Annotated in this window: 12 protein-coding genes; 4 read left to right on the forward strand and 8 right to left on the reverse strand. The window is 67.1% G+C overall.

Annotated elements, in window-relative coordinates; genetic code table 11:
• Window positions 1-136 precede the first annotated feature (136 nt).
• The 4 genes from AC5P60_RS03595 to AC5P60_RS03610 all read right to left on the reverse strand — a co-directional run bounded on the left by AC5P60_RS03595 (window position 137) and on the right by AC5P60_RS03610 (window position 6,036).
• Window positions 137-523, reverse strand: coding sequence for an SseB family protein (locus AC5P60_RS03595; RefSeq protein WP_483692993.1), 387 nt, complete (start codon window positions 521-523; stop codon window positions 137-139).
• A gap of 121 nt (window positions 524-644) precedes the next feature.
• On the reverse strand, window positions 645-2,360 hold the full coding sequence (locus AC5P60_RS03600) for an alpha-amylase family glycosyl hydrolase (protein ID WP_483692995.1): 1,716 nt from the start codon (window positions 2,358-2,360) through the stop codon (window positions 645-647).
• Window positions 2,360-3,847, reverse strand: a complete 1,488-nt coding sequence (locus AC5P60_RS03605) for an MFS transporter (protein ID WP_483692996.1) — start codon at window positions 3,845-3,847, stop codon at window positions 2,360-2,362. Before AC5P60_RS03605 ends, AC5P60_RS03600 begins: the two co-directional genes overlap by 1 nt.
• Window positions 3,844-6,036: a glucosidase family protein gene (locus tag AC5P60_RS03610; protein ID WP_483692998.1), complete on the reverse strand. Its 2,193-nt coding sequence runs from the start codon at window positions 6,034-6,036 to the stop codon at window positions 3,844-3,846. Before AC5P60_RS03610 ends, AC5P60_RS03605 begins: the two co-directional genes overlap by 4 nt.
• Window positions 6,037-6,273: 237 nt before the next feature.
• Here AC5P60_RS03610 and AC5P60_RS03615 point away from each other — a divergent pair, with 237 nt between their 5' ends.
• Both AC5P60_RS03615 and AC5P60_RS03620 read left to right on the forward strand, forming a co-directional pair.
• Window positions 6,274-8,325 carry a glycoside hydrolase family 97 protein gene (locus AC5P60_RS03615; RefSeq protein WP_483693000.1) on the forward strand — a complete coding sequence of 684 codons (2,052 nt, stop codon included), beginning with the start codon at window positions 6,274-6,276 and terminating at the stop codon, window positions 8,323-8,325.
• Window positions 8,326-8,541: 216 nt separating this feature from the next.
• Window positions 8,542-11,298, forward strand: a complete 2,757-nt coding sequence (locus AC5P60_RS03620) for a TonB-dependent receptor (RefSeq protein ID WP_483693002.1) — start codon at window positions 8,542-8,544, stop codon at window positions 11,296-11,298.
• A gap of 245 nt (window positions 11,299-11,543) precedes the next feature.
• Here AC5P60_RS03620 and AC5P60_RS03625 read toward each other — a convergent pair whose 3' ends face one another.
• On the reverse strand, window positions 11,544-13,157 hold the full coding sequence (locus AC5P60_RS03625; RefSeq protein ID WP_049397513.1) for an alpha-glucosidase: 1,614 nt from the start codon (window positions 13,155-13,157) through the stop codon (window positions 11,544-11,546).
• Window positions 13,158-13,371: 214 nt separating this feature from the next.
• On the opposite strand from AC5P60_RS03625, the gene AC5P60_RS03630 reads away from it, so the two are divergent.
• Window positions 13,372-14,370, forward strand: a complete 999-nt coding sequence (locus AC5P60_RS03630) for a polyprenyl synthetase family protein (RefSeq protein ID WP_049452246.1) — start codon at window positions 13,372-13,374, stop codon at window positions 14,368-14,370.
• Window positions 14,371-14,559: 189 nt separating this feature from the next.
• On the opposite strand, the gene AC5P60_RS03635 is transcribed toward AC5P60_RS03630, so the two are convergent.
• Window positions 14,560-15,351 carry a dienelactone hydrolase family protein gene (locus AC5P60_RS03635; RefSeq protein ID WP_111198492.1) on the reverse strand — a complete coding sequence of 264 codons (792 nt, stop codon included), beginning with the start codon at window positions 15,349-15,351 and terminating at the stop codon, window positions 14,560-14,562.
• A 132-nt stretch (window positions 15,352-15,483) separates the two neighbouring features.
• Between AC5P60_RS03635 and AC5P60_RS03640 the strand changes: the two genes are divergently transcribed.
• Complete coding sequence (locus AC5P60_RS03640) at window positions 15,484-16,077, forward strand: SMI1/KNR4 family protein (RefSeq protein WP_012479376.1); 594 nt, start codon at window positions 15,484-15,486, stop codon at window positions 16,075-16,077.
• A gap of 94 nt (window positions 16,078-16,171) precedes the next feature.
• Here AC5P60_RS03640 and murD read toward each other — a convergent pair whose 3' ends face one another.
• Both murD and murL read right to left on the reverse strand, forming a co-directional pair.
• Window positions 16,172-17,581 carry a UDP-N-acetylmuramoyl-L-alanine--D-glutamate ligase gene (gene murD, locus AC5P60_RS03645; RefSeq protein ID WP_483693006.1) on the reverse strand — a complete coding sequence of 470 codons (1,410 nt, stop codon included), beginning with the start codon at window positions 17,579-17,581 and terminating at the stop codon, window positions 16,172-16,174.
• Window positions 17,562-18,914, reverse strand: coding sequence for a UDP-N-acetyl-alpha-D-muramoyl-L-alanyl-L-glutamate epimerase (gene murL / locus AC5P60_RS03650; RefSeq protein WP_005412538.1), 1,353 nt, complete (start codon window positions 18,912-18,914; stop codon window positions 17,562-17,564). Before murL ends, murD begins: the two co-directional genes overlap by 20 nt.
• Window positions 18,915-18,937 lie beyond the last annotated feature (23 nt).

The raw sequence follows: 18,937 nt of genomic DNA on the forward strand, positions 1-18,937 counted from the left end.
CCCGATGTCACCCAAGGGGATCATGGACGGCGCCCGAAGGGAAGCCTTCTGTAAAGTCGAGCCATGCTCGACACATCAGGCCATGCGCGAAAGGCAGTCGAGCATGGCTCGACGCTACAAATGGCGCGACGGCAACTCAGCCCTGGGCGAAGTCCTTCAGGATCTCGCCAACGCCGCTGGGCGAGATCTCAAAGCCCAGCGAAGTACCCGGGTTGATCACCACGCCGTAGCCACCCGGCACGCGGCGCAGCACGTCCAGCATCAGCCAGCGGATCTGGTGTTCGGCCTGCTGGCTGTAGACGCCCACCCGCGACGGATCGGTGAACACCGCCACATGCAGGGTGCCCTGCTTGTCGAACAGCAGCGGGTCGAAGCCGCTGCCGTCCGGGGTGACCAGGCTGCCGGTCAGCAGCACTACCTCGGAAGCGACGAAGGCCTCCATGAAGGCGCGGATCGGCACCGCCCCGTCCATCGCCGCCTTCAGCAGGGTTTCGATCAGGGTCTGCGGGGCGAGGTCGGTCATGGCGATACGGCGGGGCGTGGGGGGTGCCTATTGTGCCGGATGCGGCCAAACCCGGTAGTGCCGGCCACTGGCCGGCAGCTGCAGGTACCCGGAATCCGGGGCTGCCGGCCAGCGGCCGGCACTACCGCCCCAGACGCTGGTCCCGCGCCTTCTGGTCGGCCATCGCCTTGTCCAGCTCGGCCTGCAGCGCCGGCTGCTGCACGGCAGCGTCCAGCACATAGACCTTCACGCCGTGCGCGGGCACGTCGGCCTTCAGCGGACCGTTCACCTGCAACGAACCGCCGTCCAGCGCATCGCGCCAGCGGCCGGACTGGACGAAACGCGCCACGGTGAGGGTCCTGGCGTGGTCGCCCTTGTTCAGCAGCACCAGCGCGGTCTGCGCCACCTCGCCATGCTGCAGCACGCGCAAGAACACTGCCTCATCGCCCTGCAGGCGCTCGTTCACCTGCAGGCCGCGCTGCAGCGCCGGGGTGGCTTCGCGCAGCCTGGCGATACGCTGCAGCGGCGCGAAGATCGGGCTCTTCGGCGCCGCATCCACACGCGGCTGGCCGAAGTACGCACGATTGCCGGCATGCTCGGCACGGCCACGCATGAAGCCCGTCTCCGAACCGTAATAGACCACCGGAATGCCGCGCGCGGTGAACAGCCAGTTGTGCGCATCGATGAAGCCATCGTCGCTGGCCTGCAGGCGCGGCATGTCGTGGTTGTCGTAGAAGCTCATCAGCTCGTACGGGTTGGCGTACGGTCCGCCGCTCAGGTGCAGCGGCTCGGCCAGGGTCTCGAAGCCCTTGTTGGCGGTGCCGAAGGTCTGCTCCAGCGCGCCGCGCAATGGGAAATCGAGCACGCTCACGTTCGCGTTGGCGGGCCAGGTGTGCTCGGCGATGCGCGCGGCATCGTAGTCGAACGCTTCGCCGAACATGAACATGCCCGGATGCTCGGCGCGGATGCGCTTGACGAATTCATGCCACCACGGGTGCGGCAGCCAGCCGATGGTGTCGATGCGCAACGCGTCCACGCCCTGCGCGGTCCACTGCAGGTAGGCGCCGACCAGGTAGTCCATCACCGCCGGATTGTCCTGGTTGAAGTCCGACAGCTCGGCCAGGTTGCCGTCGAAGATCGAGCCGTCCTTGCTATCGACCGGACCGATGTTGTTGTAGAACGCGTGCAACGGGTTGTGCTTCGGATCCAGTTTCTGCGGTGGCAGGTTCTGGTGGTCGGCGATCAATTTTCCGTCCTTGTCGAAGATCTGCCCGAACTGGGGCTGCCGTGTCGGCATGGTCCAGGCCGGCGAACCGTGGTTGCCTACGATATCCAGCACCACCTTCAAGCCAGCACCGTGCAGGCCCTTGGTCAGCCCGGCGAAGTCCAGGTCCCTGCTCGGCAGGTGCTCGTCGAGCTTGTAGAAATTGATGCCCCAGTAGCCGTGGTAACCGGTCTTGCCACGATCGGTCAGCGTGCTGGTACAGCTGATCGGCTTGCTGCCGGTAAAGGCCTCGTCCGGGTTGTCGACGATGGGTGTGATCCACACCGCACCGAAGCCCAGGTTGCGGATGTACTGCGCATTGTCGAGCACGCCACGGAAGTCGCCGCCGAGGTAGCCGATGTTGCCGTCCACCTTGTCCGGGCATGGCACCGGGATATCGAAGGTGCGGTGCGCGCCACCCTGGTCACGATGGTCATTGGACGGGTCACCGTTGACAAAGCGGTCGGTGACCACGAAGTACACCGCATCGCTGGCGAACGGCTCGGTTGTGCCGACGTAGTCCGGGCGCGGCGCGGCCGCGGCCTGGCCGGCGAACAGGGCAAGGGAAACAGCAACAGCCAGGACACCACGCATCACACCACCTCCGGACGGGACGGAACCCGCAGCACGCACAGGCCGGCCAGGAACAGGCTGCAGCCGCCCAGCACCAGCACATGCATCGGCTGGCCACCCAGCCATGCGCGCAGGGCAAAGCCAAGCGCACTGGCCGCCACCAGCTGCGGAATCACGATGAAGAAATTGAAGATGCCCATGTACACGCCCATCTTCGACGCCGGCACGCTGTCGGACAGCAGTGCATACGGCAACGACAGGATCGAGGCCCAGGCAAAGCCCACACCCACCATCGACAGCAGCAGCCAGTGCGGGTCGCGGATGAACATCAGCGAGACCAGGCCGGCGCCACCCAGCCACAGGTTGACCAGGTGGCTCCAGCGCAGGCCGATCGCACGCACCATCGGCGGAATCAGCACCGCCGCCAGCGCAGCGAAGCCGTTGTAGGCGCCAAACAGCACGCCCACCCAGTTGGCACCTTCGTTGTAGGCGGCCGACTGTGGATCGGTCGAACCGAAGTGGGTACCGGCCACCGCAGCGGTGGTGTAGATCCACATGGCGAACAGCGCGAACCACGAGAAGAACTGCACCCACGCCAGGCGGCGCATGGTGACCGGCATTGCGCGCAGGTCGCCGACGATGGCGGCCAGCATATGCGTGGCCGGCAGCGCGCGCGCGGCCGCCAGCAGCAGGCCGTAGCCGGCGTACAGGCCTGCCAGCACGTACAGCATCCTGTCGCCTTGCCGCCAGGTGATCAGCAGCGCCAACAACACACCCAACCCAAGCCACAGGGTCACCCGCGTCCATGAAGCCGGGCCGTTGATCGCGGCCGCCGCGTGATGCGCCGGCGGCTCGGCATCATCGAACCCGGCCAGCTCCGCCGGTGAATATTCGCGGGTGCTGACCACCGTCCAGGTGATCGCCGCGAGCAGCACCACCGCGCCGAAGTAGAACGCATAGCGCACAGTGTCGGGCACTTCCCCGGCGGCCGCGGTGTTGGCAACGCCGAAGTGGGCCAGGATGAATGGCAGGAAGCTGGCGACGATGGCGCCCACGCCGATGAAGAAGCTCTGCATCGCGTAGCCGGCCGGACGCTGGTGTGGCGCCAGCTGGTCGCCGACAAAGGCACGGAACGGCTCCATCGATACGTTGATCGAGGCATCCAGCACCCACAGCGTGCCGGCCGCGATCCACAGCGTCGGCGAGTTCGGCATCACCAGCAGCGCCAGCGTGGTCAACACCGCACCGATCATGAAGTACGGACGACGGCGACCCCAGCGGGTCCAGGTGCGGTCGGACAGGTAACCGATCACCGGTTGCACCAGCAGGCCGGTCAGCGGCGCGGCAATCCACAGCCCGGGCACCGCGTCGATGTCCGCACCCAGCGTCTCGAAGATGCGGCTGGCGTTGGCGTTCTGCAGGGCGAACCCGAACTGGATGCCGAGGAAGCCGAAACACATGTTCCAGATCTGCCAGAACGACAGCTGCGGTTTGGCGGGACGATTCATCGTGCACCCTCTTCCATCGCCACCGGCGCCACCGTCAGCGCCTGCACCTGGGCCTGGTTGAGCACGCCCTCGCGGCCGCCCTTGCCCCCGGTGTAGTGCGCGAAATGTTCAAGCGCGCTCATGTTGAAGCCCTCTTCAAGCGCGACCGTGCACTGACCCTTTGGCACCGTGAATGTTGCCGAGGTCGAGTCCTGCACGGCCACGCTGTGCGGCAGCGTGACCGTGTGCCGCTGCAACGGCTGCCCCGGGCACTGCAGCACCAGCTGCTTGACCGCAGCCGTGACGCCGGTGTTGATCGGCCCATTCGGGTTTCGATATTGCAGGCGCAGGCGAACCTGCCCGGCCTTGGCCGAGGTGAACGGCCAGCGCTGCGCACCCTTCAGCACCTGCTGCGGACCGACGCAGACCATTGGGCTGTGCAGCGATTCCAACGCGCCTTCGCGTCGGGTCAGGCTGAGGCAATGCTGCAGCCCATCGTCGCTGATCTGCACCTGGCCATTGCTGGCGACGACGGCCCTGCCGTCCTTCCACAGAACCTGCCCGGCTTGCACCGGAACGTTCCAACCCGTGCCCCTGCGCAGGGCCTGCGGTGCCGCCGGTGTTGCGGGCGCACGCGCGTTGGCATCCGCAGTCGTGGCAGCGAAGCCTGTTGCTGCCGGGGCAGTCACCAGCTGCACCGTGGTGGTCGTGCCGCGCGTGGTGGTCCAGCCCGCCACCAGCAAGCCATCGCCCACGCTCTGCGGACGCTCCAGCACATAGCGCTTGCCAGTGACTTCCAGGCTGATGCTGCGCTGCGTGCCGAACAGTTCCGGCACCAGCGCGGCCGGCAGCTTGGGCTGCACGCGGCCATCGTCCTGCACGCCGAACACGCCTTCGACCACCATCGACAGATACCCGGCCACCGACCACAGCTGGCGTTCGGAGTTGACCACCGGGCCGCTCAGCGCGCCTTCCTCGACATGCACGGCCTGGCTGACCAGCTCGTAGTTCTCCATGTTGGAACCGGCCAGCGCGGCGCCCCGCATCAGCGAACGGATCTCGGCGGCGATGCGCGGCGCATCGTCCAGCTGCCGCGCCGCACGCAGCGAGTAGGCGCTGACAAACGGCCAGATCGCACGGTTGTGGTAGATCGGCTGCTGCGCTTCCTGCGGCCAGACCACGGGGCTGCCGGCTGGCCCCATCGGGTAAGCAGCCAGTGCACGGCGCGCGCGCTCGGGCGGCAGCACCTCGGCGAGGATGCCCAGCGACAGGCCCAGCAGATCGACCTTGGCGTACGGCACCGGGTGCGCGGCTTCGCCGATGTAGCTCATGTACTGGCCGATATCCTCGCGCCAGAAGCGCGCATCGATCTGCTGCGCCAACGCATCCGCCCACGCCTTGTAGCCGGCCGCGCGGGCGTCGCCGTGCTGGCCGGCCAGGCGTTCGGCCAGGCGCAATGCCTGGTAGTGCAGCACGTTGGTGGACAGTGCGTAGGAATCACCGATGAAGCGCACGTCCTCGCGGGTCCAGTCCGGATAGGTCTGCTCGCGCCAGTCCAGGAACGAGGTCTCGCCACGATACAGGCCCACCTGCGCGTCGAACACCATCGCGCGGTCCTGCGCCAGCGTGCCCTTCAGCGCCTGCCAGACCTGGTCGGCAAACGCGCGATCCTCCAGCAGATGACGTGCCGCCAGGAACCACACCACGCGATCGCTGCTGATCGGCCAGCTGCCACCGGAACCGGTGTCCTGCGCCACGAACAGGCCGGGCGTGTGCCCGTCGCGCGCAACCGACAGCTTGAACTGCAGCGACTGCCGGGTGCGCTCCGGGTCCAGCCGCGCCAGCGCCAGATCGGCGGCGAAGCTGACATCGCGGGTCCACACATAGGGCCAGCGCGCGCCGGTCTGGAAGCACTCGCACGGCACCGGTCGGCCTTGGTCGAACGCGGGATCGCGAATCGCGTCCACGCGGTCCTGGTCCATCTCCTGCTGGGCCAGCGCGAACAACGCGTCGAACATCACGCTGCCGGTCTGGCTGCGCATCGGTGCGGCTGCGATCTGCACTGCGCCCTTCGGCGCATGCAGCACGAAGCTGCCGTTGGCAGCGGCTTCGGCGCGCGCATGGCGGCCGTCGAATTGCAGGTCGGCCGCCTGCGCGGTCGATCCCAGCGCTGCCCCCAGGGCAGCGGTCAGGCAAATGATCTTCAGCATCGAAGCGGCGGACCGGCTTGCGCCCGTCGGCCTCCCTCCCTCTCTGCACGCGTTGTAGGTCCGCACCGTCGTTGCCGGCGGGCGGGCGCGGCCCCTCCCTCAAGGTGCCTTGGCCCCATGGTAGACGCGGGGCTGTCGGCTGCGTCCAGCTGCATACGTATTCATGGCGCCACGCGGTAGCGCGCCTGCTGCGCTGGCTTATGGTCCGGGTCTGCCAACGGCGCCTTGGGAGGGGAAATGCCGATGCCACACACGGTTGTACGCGCGCTGTTCGCGCACATGTTCGGCCTGGCCCTGTTGGGCGTGGCCACGCTGGCACAGGCCGCGCCACAGGTGGCCAGCGTCGAGTCACCGGGCAAGGTAATCAAGGTCAGCCTCGTGCTGGACGGCGGCACCGCCCGCTACCGCGTCGAGCGTTTCGGCGACCCCGTAGTGGAGGATTCGAAGCTCGGCTTCGCCCTGCGCGACGGCCGCCTGGACCGCGATTTCGCCCTGCTTGGCCAGCAGCGGCGCAGCGTCGACGACAGCTGGGAGCAGCCGTGGGGCGAGCGCCGGCTCACCCGCAACCACTTCAACGAGCTGACCGTGCAGCTGGCCGAAACCACCGGCAGCAAGCGTCGGCTGGATGTGGTGTTCCGCGCCTACGACGATGGCCTGGGCTTCCGCTATGTGTTCCCCGAACAGCCGAACCTGCACGAGGCGATCATCGATGACGAACTGACCGAATTCGCCATCGCGCCTGAATCCACCGCTTGGTGGATCCCCGCCGGCGAGCCGATCCACTACGAATATCTGTACCAGCGCACGCCGCTGCGCGAGGTGCCGCTGGTGCATACGCCGATGACCGTGCGCAGCCGCGATGGCCTGCATGTGGCCATTCACGAGGCCGCTCTGGTGGACTACGCCGGCATGTGGCTGCGGCGCACCGAGGGGCAACGCCTGCGCGCGCAGCTGTCACCCTCGGCCGAAGGCTGGAAGGTGCGTCGTGCCCTGCCCTTCGCCACGCCGTGGCGCACGCTGCAGATCGCGGACCGCGCCGGTGGCCTGGTCGAATCGGACCTGATCCTCAACCTCAACGAGCCCAATGCGCTGGGCGACGTGAGCTGGGTGAAGCCGGCCAAGTACGTGGGCGTGTGGTGGTCGATGCACCTGGACAACGAGAGCTGGGCCACGGGGCCGAAGCACGCGGCCACCACCGCCAGGACGAAGAAGGTGATCGACTTCGCCGCCGCGCATGGCTTCCGCGGCGTGCTGGTGGAGGGCTGGAATCCGGGCTGGGACGGCATGTGGGTGGGCAACGGCTACGACTTCGATTTCACCCGGGCCACGCCTGATTTCGACATCGAGGCGCTGTCGGCGTATGGCCTGAAAAAGGGTGTGCACCTAATCGGCCACCATGAAACCGGCTGCGCCATCGAGCACTACGAGGACCAACTGGGTGCCGCGCTGGACCTGTACGCGCGCCTGGGCGTGGACCAGTTCAAGACCGGCTACGTCTGCGACGATGGCCAGGTCGACCGCCGCAATCCCACGGGGGGCCCACTGTGGCGCGAGTGGCACGACGGGCAGTTCATGGCCCGCCACCATCTGAAGGTGGTGCAGGAGGCTGCGCGCCGGCACCTGTCGGTGAACCTGCATGAGCCGATCAAGGACACCGGCCTGCGCCGCACCTACCCCAACTGGATCTCTCGCGAAGGCGCGCGCGGCATGGAGTACAACGCCTGGGGCCAGCCGCCGAACCCGCCGGAGCACGAGGTCAACCTGGTGTTCACCCGCATGCTGGCCGGGCCGATGGATTACACCCCCGGCATCCTCAGCCTGAAGGGCCGCCACGGCCAGGCCATCCCCAGCACGCTGGCCCGCCAGCTGGCGCTGTACGTGGTGCTGTACAGCCCGATCCAGATGGCCGCCGACCTGCCCGAGCACTACCTGCAGCACCGTGAGGCATTCCGCTTCATCGAGGACGTGGCGGTGGACTGGGAGCAGAGCCGCGTGCTCGATGGCGAAGTGGGCGACTACGTGACGATCGTGCGCCGTGACCGCAACAGCCGCGACTGGTTCCTCGGCAGCATCACCGACGAACACGGCCGCGTGCTGCCGGTATCGCTGGGCTTCCTGGAGCCAGGCGTGCGCTATCGCGCCGAGATCTACCGCGATGGCGAAGGCGCCGATTTCCGCAGCAATCCGTTCGCGTTCGCGCGCGAAACCCGCGAGGTGACCAGCGCCGATGCACTGACGCTGGTGCTGGCACCGGGCGGTGGGCAGGCCATTCGCTTCACGCCGCTGTGAATGCCCCGGTAGTGCCGGCCGCTGGCCGGCACCACCGCAAGCAGGATCTGAAAGCGATTACACCCCTGCAAACGCCATTGAATACGTATGCAGGGTGATTCCCGCGAAGAATGCGCTGCCTACCATAGCGGCGACGACAGCGGCCACCGCGTCGCACGTTCACGGCACCGCCGGGACGTTCACGAATCGATCTGCAACATTGCCTGGGAGGGGAAAATGTTGAACCACAAGCGCAGTGCGCTGAGTCTCGCGCTGGCCGTTGTGCTGGCGCCGACGCTGGCGTCGGCACAGTCCACGCAGAGCACCACCACGCCGGCCGGCACCGCCGCCACCAACCTGGATACGGTGCAGGTCACCGGTATCCGCCGCGGCATCGAGAGCGCGATCGCGGTCAAACAGGACGCCACCTCGGTGGTCGAGGCGATTTCCGCCGAAGACATCGGCAAGCTGCCCGACGTCAGCATCGCCGAATCCATCTCGCGCCTGCCCGGCCTGGCCGCCCAGCGCGTGGCCGGCCGTGCGCAGGTGATCAGCGTGCGCGGCCTGTCGCCGGACTTCGCCACCACCCTGCTCAATGGCCGTGAAGTGGTCAGCACCGGCGACAACCGCGGTGTCGAGTTCGACCAGTACCCGTCCGAGCTGGTCAACGGCGTGACCGTCTACAAGACCCCGGACGCGGCGCTGGTCGGCCAGGGCCTGTCGGGCACCATCGACATGCAGACTGCACGCCCGCTCAGCTTTGGCGAGCGCGTGATCGCGGTCAGCGGCCGCTACCAGAAGAGTTCGCTGGGCCGCGCCGCCAACGTCGATCCGTACGGCAACCGCTTCAGCGCCAGCTACATCGACCAGTTCCTGGACAAGACCCTGGGCATTGCCATCGGCTACGCGCACAGCGACATGCCGATCCAGGAGAACCAGGTCGGCCTGTACGAACCGTGGACCACCGAACACACCGACAAGGGCGAGCGCCCGGGCGTGGGCGCCGGCACCTACTTCTCCGATGGCATCAAGGCGCTGCGCCGCACCGGCAACAACAAGCGCGACGGCGTGATGGCCACGATCCAGTTCCGTCCGAACAACAGCTGGACCAGCACCTTCGATGCGTTCCACACCGAAGCCGAGCAGATCGACACCGCCAACCAGTTCGAGCTGAACCTCAGCAACTACAACGGCAACTACACCCCGGGCCTGCTGGTCAGCAACCCGCAGATCAACGCCAACGGCTCGTTCACCGGCGGCACCGCCAGCGGCGTGTATCCGCTGGTGCGCGGCATGTACAACAAGCGCAAGGACAAGATCGATGCGTTCGGCTGGAACAACGAGTTCAACTTCGGCGGCGTCAAGCTGGTCGCCGACCTGAACTACTCCAAGGCCACGCGCGCTGAGCTGAACCTGGAAAACAACCTGCAGCTGACCCCGATGCCGCAGCTGGACACGGTCGGCGTATCGATCCGTCAGAACGGCTTCTCGCAGATCAGCCCGGGCCTGAACTACTCCAATCCCGACGCGCTGTTCCTGACCAACACCATCTACGGTTCCGGCTACGGCAAGGTGCCGCAGGTGGAAGACCGCCTGAAGGGCGGCAAGCTGGCCGCGACGATTGCGCTACCCGAGGCCATTGCCTCGTGGGCGCCAGACCTCGACATCGGCGTGAACTATGCCGACCGCCGCAAGGTGAAGACCCAGTCCGAAGGCAACATCCTGCTCGGTGCACAGGGTGATGCCAACATCGCCTCGGACCTGCAGTACCGCCCGGTCGACCTGAGCTTCGCCGGCCTCGGCACCATCCCGGCCTGGAACGTGCCGGCCGCGGTCGGTCGCTACATGATCTTCAACCCGGTCGACAACCTGGACTACCTGATTCCCAAGTCGTGGACGGTGCAGGAAAAGATCACCACCGCGTGGGCGCGCCTGAACATCAACACCGACATCGGCGTGGTCGGCGTGCGCGGCAACATCGGCGTGCAGATGCAGCACACCGACCAGAGCTCGGATTCGCGCTACTGGGACAGCTCGCAGCCGGCTGGCAGCAACATCCAGCCCTACTCCGCAGGCCGCAAGTACAACGACTGGCTGCCGAGCTTGAACCTGGCCTTCATGTTCCCGCACCAGCAGACGCTGCGCTTTGCCGCCGCCAAGCAGGTCGCACGCCCGCGCGTGGACCAAATGCGTGCCGGCCTGGAGTTCGGCGTGGACACCGGCACCGGCCGCCCCGGCGGCAGTGGCGGCAACCCTTTGCTGGACCCGTGGCGCGCCACCGCACTGGACCTGTCCTATGAGAAGTACTTCGGCGAGAAGGCTTACGTGGCCGCCGCGATCTTCTACAAGGACCTGAAGAGCTACGTCTACACCCAGTCGGTGGACAACTACGACTTCACCGCGCTGCTGGGCAGCTACGTACCGCCGCCGGGCATGACCGCACCGGTGCTGACCACCGGCACCTTCTCCGCGCCGCAGAACGGCAAGGGCGGCACGCTGAAGGGCCTGGAGCTGACCGCATCGTTCCCGCTGGACATGCTGACCGACAGCCTGCGTGGCTTCGGCGTGCAGGCCAGCGCGACCTTCAACAAGAGCGACATCACCATCCTGGATCCGGAAAGCGCGTCCAGCGTGGGCAGTGACCCGATCAGCCTGCCGGGTCTGTCCAAGCGCGTGTACAACTTCACCGCCTATTACGAGCGCAGCGGCTTTGAGGCACGCGTGAGCCAGCGCCGACGTTCGGACTTCATCGGTGAGATCGGCAATTTCAACGGCAATCGCAGCCTGCGCTACGTGGTGGGCGAAAACGTGACCGATGCGCAGGTCAGCTACACCTTCAGCGACAGCAGCGCCCTGCGGGGGCTGACCCTGCTGCTGCAGGGCAGCAACCTGACCAACGAGCCGTACCGCACCTACGCCGGCAGCAAGGACCGCCCGCTGGAGTACATCGAATGGGGCCGCACCTACATGCTGGGCGTGAACTACAAGTTCTGACCACGACCGGGTAGTGCCGGCCGCTGGCCGGCAACACAAGGGGAGCAGGACCGGAAACCCGCTGCGCAGGCAGCGGGTTTTCTTTTGCGCGAATGCCCATCCACGCAGAGCGTGGATCTACCTAGGGACACCCCAACCAGTAGATCCACGCCATGCGTGGATGCCCTTCACCGCAATCCCACCCACAAAAAAGGGACGGGGCGCTTCGGCCCCGTCCCCGCAAGTACCGCCACCGGAGAAAACGGTCAGCTGCGTCGGGCGCAATACACCGCGCGCGGCGGCAGCTGGAGTTCATTGCCCTGCACCGTGCCCGCATCCGGGCCCGGCACCGCCACCTGCTGCCAGTTGCCCGGCGGCAGCGGATGGCTCACCGCTTCGGCCGACAGGTTGAAGGCCAGCAGGAGGGTTTCATCTGCAAGCATACGCTCGAACAGCAGCACTGGCTCGGCGCTTTCGATGAACCGGATGCTGCCATGCAGGAGCGCCGGCTGGCTACGCCGCCAGGCCAGGAAGGCGCGGAACGCCGCCAGGACCGAGTGCGGGTCGCGCTCCTGCACGGCCACCGCCGCCGCCCGGTGCTCGGCCGGGATCGGCAGCCAGGGCGTGCCGGAGGTAAAGCCAGCCAGCGGAGCGTCGGTCCACGGCAGCGGGGTGCGGCAACCGTCGCGGCCCTTGAAATTCGGCCAGAAGGTGATGCCATACGGGTCCTGCAGCGCCTCGAACGGCACCTCGGCCTCGGCCAGGCCCAGCTCCTCGCCCTGGTACAGGCACACCGAGCCGCGCAGCGAGCACAGCATCGCCACCAGCATCCGCGCCAGGCGCGGATCGGCCGGATAGCCGCCCCAGCGGCTGACCGCGCGTTCCACATCGTGGTTCGAAACCGCCCAGCACGGCCAGCCTTCGGTCATCGCCGCTTCCAGCCGCGAGACCGTGTCGCGGATGTAGGCCGCGCTGTAGTCGTCCACCAGCAGCTCGAAGCTGTAGCCCATGTGCAGGCGGCCGTCCTGGGTGTACTCGGCGGTGGTGGCCAGCGAGTCTTCCGACGAGATCTCGCCCAGGCTCACCGCGCCCGGATACTCATCCAGCAGCGCGCGCAGCTGCTCCAGGAATGGCAGGTTCTCCGGTTGGGTGTTGTTGTAGAAGTGGTACTGGTAGGCGTACGGGTTGTCCGGACTGAAGCCGCGGCCCACGCGCTTGTCCGCCGGCTTGGGCGGGTTATCGCGCAGCTGCGCGTCGTGGAAGCAGAAGTTGATCGCATCCAGGCGGAAGCCGTCCACGCCGCGGTCCAGCCAGAACCGCACATTGTCCAGGGTGGCCTGCTGCACGTCCGGGTTGTGGAAGTTCAGGTCCGGCTGGTCGACCAGGAAGTTGTGCAGGTAGTACTGCTCACGGCGCGGTTCCCACTGCCAGGCGCCGCCGCCGAACAGCGACAGCCAGTTGTTGGGCGGGGTGCCGTCCTCGCGCGGGTCGGCCCAGACGTACCAGTCGGCCTTCGGATTGCCGCGGTCCTGGCGGCTCTCGCGGAACCAGGCGTGCTCGATCGAGGTATGGCTCAACACCTGGTCGATCATCACCTTCAGGCCCAGGTCGTGCGCCTTGGCCAGTAGACGGTCGAAGTCGTCCAGGCTGCCGAACAGCGGGTCGACGTCGCGATAGTCGGCGATGTCGTAGCCGAAGTCGGCCATCGGCGACTTGAAGAACGGCGAGATCCAGATCGCGTCCACGCCCAGCGCGGCAATATGGTCCAGGCGCTGGATGATGCCCGGCAGGTCGCCCACGCCATCGCCGTTGGCATCGAGGTAGCTGCGCGGGTAGATCTGGTAGATGACGGCTCCGCGCCACCATGGATAGTGCGACATCGACAGCCCCCCTCCGGGCATGCGGGACCCGCCGGCAGCGGGCCGAAATCCTGTTCCGGCAAGCTTAGCGGCGGCCTCGCGGGCATGGCGCAACCTGCATACGTATTCACGCAGGCGGCAGCGTTTGCGGGGCCGGGAACGCCGGCCAGCCCCGTTTGCGCCCGAATTCACGGCCAGCGCCTATAATCGGTGGTGAGCCTGAAAGCCTGATCGCATGACCATCACCGAAGACACCCGTCCCGCCCTGGGCCTGCCCCAGATCCAGTCGCTTGCCGCGGCCGACATGGCCGCCGTCGACGCCCTGATCCGGCGCCGGCTGTCCTCGGACGTCGTGCTGATCAACCAGATCGCCGACCACATCATTTCCGCCGGCGGCAAACGCCTGCGCCCGATGCTGGTGATGCTGGCCGGCCACGCGGTGGGCCAGGCCGGTCCGGAGCACCACCAGTTGGCGGCGATCATCGAGTTCATCCATACCTCGACCCTGCTGCACGATGACGTGGTGGACGAATCCAGCCTGCGCCGTGGCCGCAGCACCGCCAACGCGCTGTGGGGCAACGCGCCCAGCGTGCTGGTCGGCGACTTCCTGTACTCGCGCAGCTTCCAGCTGATGGTCGAGCTGGAGCGCATGTCGGTGATGCAGATCCTGGCCGATGCCACCAACCGCATCGCCGAGGGTGAAGTGCTGCAGCTGCTGCACGTGCACAACCCGGATACCGACGAAGCCGCCTACCTGCGCGTGATCGAGCGCAAGACCGCGGTGCTGTTCGCCGCCGGCACCCGCTTGGGTGCGCTGGCCAGCGGCGTGGACGAAGCCACCCAGCAGGCCTTGTTCGACTACGGCATGCACCTAGGCTACGCGTTCCAGATAGCCGACGACGTGCTGGACTACTCGGCCAATGCCGAGGAACTGGGCAAGAATCTGGGCGACGACCTCGCCGAGGGCAAGGCCACGCTGCCGCTGATCCACGCGATGGCCCACTCCGACGACGCCACCCGCGAGCGCCTGCGCACCATCGTGCAGGACGGCGACGCTTCGGCGATGCCGGAAGTGCTGGCCGCGATCCGTGCTACCGGCGGCCTGGAGTACAGCCGCGCGCGTGCCGAGGAATATGCCGAAGCCGCCGAGCGTGCGCTCGATGGTCTGGGCGACAACGACGCCGTCGCCGCCCTGCGCGGCCTGGCGCGTTACGCGGTGCAGCGCTCGCATTGACGGGTTGAGGTGTGCCGACCAACGGTCGGCACCCACCAAACCGGCGTTCCGGAGGGTGCCAACCATTGGTCGGCACGGAAACGCCCGCATTGACCGCATCCGGTAGTGCCGGCCGCTGGCCGGCAACCTCATGATGCTGCCGATGTGATCGGGAATGCCGGCCAGCGGCCGGCACTACCGCTGCGCGGATCAACGTTTCTCGAAGCGCTCCTCGAAGAACTCATCCAGCGCCTTCCACGCGCGCTTGGCCGCCCGCTCGTTGTACTGGCACCCCGGCGGGCTGTTGGCATCGCGCTCGGCAAAGCAGTGCACCGCCCCGCTGTAGTTGGTGAACTCCCAGTCGACCTTGGCGGCGTTCATTTCCCTCTGGAAACCGGCGATATCCTCGGCGGTCACGCTCCTGTCGTCGGCACCATTGAGCACCAGCACCGACGGGTGACTGCCACCGGCCTGCGCCGGCAGCGGCGAACCCAGCCCGCCGTGCAGGCTGACCACACCGGCCAACGGCGCACCTGCACGGGCCAGCTCCAGCACCGTGGTGCCGCCAAAGCAGAAGCCCACCGCACCGATCCGGCTGGCATCGAGCGGCACCTTGCCGGCCTGCGCCTTGAGCACGTTCACCGCTTCCAGCGCGCGTGCGCGCAACAGTGGCCTGTCGTTGCGCAGCTTGCTGGCCACCGGCCCGGCCTCGGCATCGGTCTTCGGCCGCACGCCCTTGCCGTACACATCGGCCACCAGCACCACGTAATCATCGCCTGCCAGCTGCTTGGCCTTCTCGATGGCCGACTCGTTCACACCCTTCCAGTTCGGCACCATCACCAGCCCCGGGCGCTTGTCGTTGTCGCCATCGTCATAGACCAGCACGCCACTGAAGGTCGTGCCCTGGTGTTTCCACTCCACCGGCTGCGTCTTCATCGCCGCCCACGCCGGCATCGCCGCCAGCCCCAGCATCACCGCCACACCGCATCGCCAACGATTCATGCGCCTGCTCCGCAAGAAAAAGGGGACGGAGGGGATTAAGCCGTATTCGCCCCTCCCGCGTCGCATTCTGCATTGGCGACGTGACGCAGGTGTGGTTGGATACGACTTAATCCCCTCCGTCCCCTTTTTCGCATGAACCTTGTTGACCGCTTTCTGTCTGGCCTGATCCCACGCCTGCCTGCCGACGATGCCCCACAATGGGCTCACGTCCAGGGCGCCAGCGCAGAAGACCTGCAGCGCCTGCGCATGCAATGGCCGCAGGTGCCTGACAGCCTGGTGGAACTGTTGTCCCGCGTGGATGGCACCCATTTCCGCGAGTACCCCGGCGGCGGGGTCTGCGTGCTGATGCTCGGCTCGGACGTGGAGGACGGCGGCTATCCGTACTACCTGCGCTCGGTCGCGCAGATCTTCGAGGACCAGCAGCAATGGGACGACAGCATCCGTTCCATCTACGAAGAGTGGCTGGATGACGAGCCGGAGATTCTGGGTGAAGGCATCGACGCGGATCTGCCGATGAACCGCCGCCTGTGCTTCTCGCACTGCATGAACAACGGCGGCACGTCGATGCTTTACCTGGATTTCAACCCCGCACCGGGCGGCACGGTCGGCCAGGTGGTGCGCTACCTGCACGACCCGGACAGCTATGCGGTGATCGCGCCCAGCTTCGATGCGTATCTGCAGCAATTGATCGACGGCGGCTACGCGTTCATCGACGAGGAGCAGTAGATCCACGCCATGCGTGGATGAATTTCTCCGGAGGGTTGCCGGCCAGAATCCCGTTGGGGTCAGAGCCCTTTCCTGCGGAAAGGGATCCGACCCCTCAGGCGATGCCCAACCCCGGAATCGCGCTGATGCTGTCCGGGTCGAATCCGGCCAGCTCGGCGAAATGACGGCCACGCGCCACGTAATCGCGGTACGCACCAAAGCTCGGTGCGCCCGGCGACAGCAGCACCACCCCACCCTGCTCACCCAGCGCAGTACGCGCCAGCACCATCGCCTCGGCAAGATCGCCCGCAGCATGCAGACCGAAGCGACCGGCATCGGCCAGCGGCTGCAGCATGGCGTGGATGCGCGGGCCGTTGCTGCCCATGGTCACGATCTCCACCGGCGGCACGTCGTGCGCCATGTGCTGCATGAAATCGGTCCAGTCCAGGCCACGGTCGTGCCCGCCCACCAGCAGCGCGATGCGCTGGCCGGCGAAGCACTCCAGCGCAGCCAGGCTGGCATGCGGCGTGGTGCTGATCGAATCGTTGACGTAGGTCAGGCCATCGGCCACGCCGATGCGCTGCAGGCGGTTGGGCAGCGGACGGAAGTCCTGCACCGCCGGCGCAAGCGCCGCGGCATCCAGCCCCAGCGCTTCCAGCGCGGCCAGCACCGCACACAGGTTGCCACGGTTGTGGCGGCCCGGCAGCGGCGTGTCGCGGGTATCAAACACGGCCTGCTCACCGCGATGCACGATGTCGCCGCGCATGTGCCAGCCCTGCAGCTGGTTGAACCAGACCACTTCGCTGTCGGGCAGCGACAGCGCGGCCAGGTGCGGATCGGCGGCATTGAGCACGGCGATGCGCGGTGCGGCTTCAGTCACCAGCCGCAGTTTGTCGTCGATGTAACGCTGTTCGCTGCCGTGCCAGTCCAGGTGTTCCGGGAACAGGTTCAGCACCACCGCCACCTGCGGGTGGGCGCCACTGCGTGCCACTTCGCCGGTCTGGTAGCTGGACAGTTCCACCGCCCAGTACTCAGGCGCGGGCTGCGGGTCCAGCACTTCCAGCAGCGGCAGGCCGATGTTGCCGACCAGGCCGGTACGGTGGCCGGCGGCACGCAGCAGGTGCGCGACCAGCGCGGTGGTGGTGCTCTTGCCCTTGGTACCGGTCACGCACACGGTGTCGTGCACGATGCCATCGTCGGCCGCGTGTTCGGCGAACCACAGCGCGGTGCCACCAATGAAGCGGGTGCCCTGCCCTTCCGCCGCCAGCGCGATTGGCTGGTAGGGGCTGATGCCGGGAGACTTGATCACCACGTCAAACGCGGCCAGCGCTTCAGCAGAAGGCTCGCCACGCACGTCCAGCACGCCCTGCGTTTCCGCACGCGCGGCCTCGACTTCAGCCGCCGGGCAGAACAGGCTCAGCGGCAGCGTGGGCAGGCGCTCACGCAGCACCGCAAACGCGGCGCGGCCCTCACGGCCCCAGCCCCACAGCGCAACGCGCTTTCCGTCAAGCTTCGAAATCTTCACGCACCCGTTCCCACAGCGCAGCCGGAACGCGGTGCTCGCCCTGCAGCTGCAGCAGCGGTGCCAGTTCCAGTTCGGCGGCATCCAGCTGCGGCTGGATCTCGTTGCAGAAGCGCTTCACCAGCACGTCTTCCTTCCACTCCGGGCGCTGCGCCAAGGTCGCCATCGCCGCACGCGATTCACGGCCTTCGCCCACGCACTCGAACGGCTTGTGGTCCTGGAATTCCAGCAGCGCATCGAAGCCACCGGCCTGCTCGGCATCGTCCAGCAGGTTGCGGCCGAAGATGCGCACCAGGCGCGTCTTGGGCATGAACGGGGCCAGTGCCAGGAACACGAAATGGCACTTCGGGCAGACGCCGCACCAGCGGTTCACCGGGCGCTCGCCGAGGATGTGGAAGTTGCGGTTGCAGCTGGAGAAATGCGCGTCGTAGAAGTCACTCTTGGCGAACTGGCGGGCCACCGCCAGCTCGGACATCGGGCGCAGCAGCGAGTAGTACTGCAGGTCCGCCGCCACGTACTTCTGCACATGGCTGCCGAACGCCTGCTCGCAGGCCCAGCCCTTGGACCACTGATGATTCACTTCGCCGGTGCCTGGAATCTGGCTGCCGTAGCTGGCCGAGCGCTCGTTGGAGAACACCACCTGGTCCACGCCGTGCAGCAACGCGGCCAGCACCATGATCGCCGAGTTCACCACCGTCACCGGGATATGGCCGTTCCATGCGCCCTGGCGATTCAACTCGAACAGTTCAGGTGCCAGCGTGCGGCCCAGGTTCAATGTCGGCAGGCCGGTGCGCTCGGCGCACGCACGGATCAGCTGCGAGCCACCGATCCAGGTCACGGTCTCGTCCACGCCGGCACGGCGCAGCGCTTCGATGCTGACCAGCGAATCCTTGCCGCCGCCGATGGCCACCAGCGCGTGCGGCTGCAGGCCCAGCGACGGCGCCTGCACGGCCTCGCCCTGCACCGGCAACCGGAAGCGGCCGCGCAGGTTCAGGCCATTGCGGTAGGCGAATTCGCCCAGGCCGTTGAGGTAAATGGTCTCCACCAGTGCGGCGGTATCGGCATCGATGCTGTAGCTGTCGATGCTGACCGTCTCCGGCACGCCCGCCTTGTAGTAGCTGACACCGGCGATCAGGTGCAGCAGCTGCAGCGCGCGCTGCACGGCGGCGGTACGCGCCTCGTCCAGCACGAACGGGGCGCCGGGTACGGTGATGGTCTCCACCATCTCCGGGCCGTCATCAAAGGCATAGACCAGCCTGGCCACGCCGGTCTCCGCGGCGAATTCGCAGCGGACGAAGCGGAAGCGGGAAACCTGGTGTTTGTCGAAAGCAGTCATGGTGTATCCGGTCAGGCACGGGC

It is taken from the genome of Stenotrophomonas sp. YJH_SMC_120, from assembly GCF_059368675.1.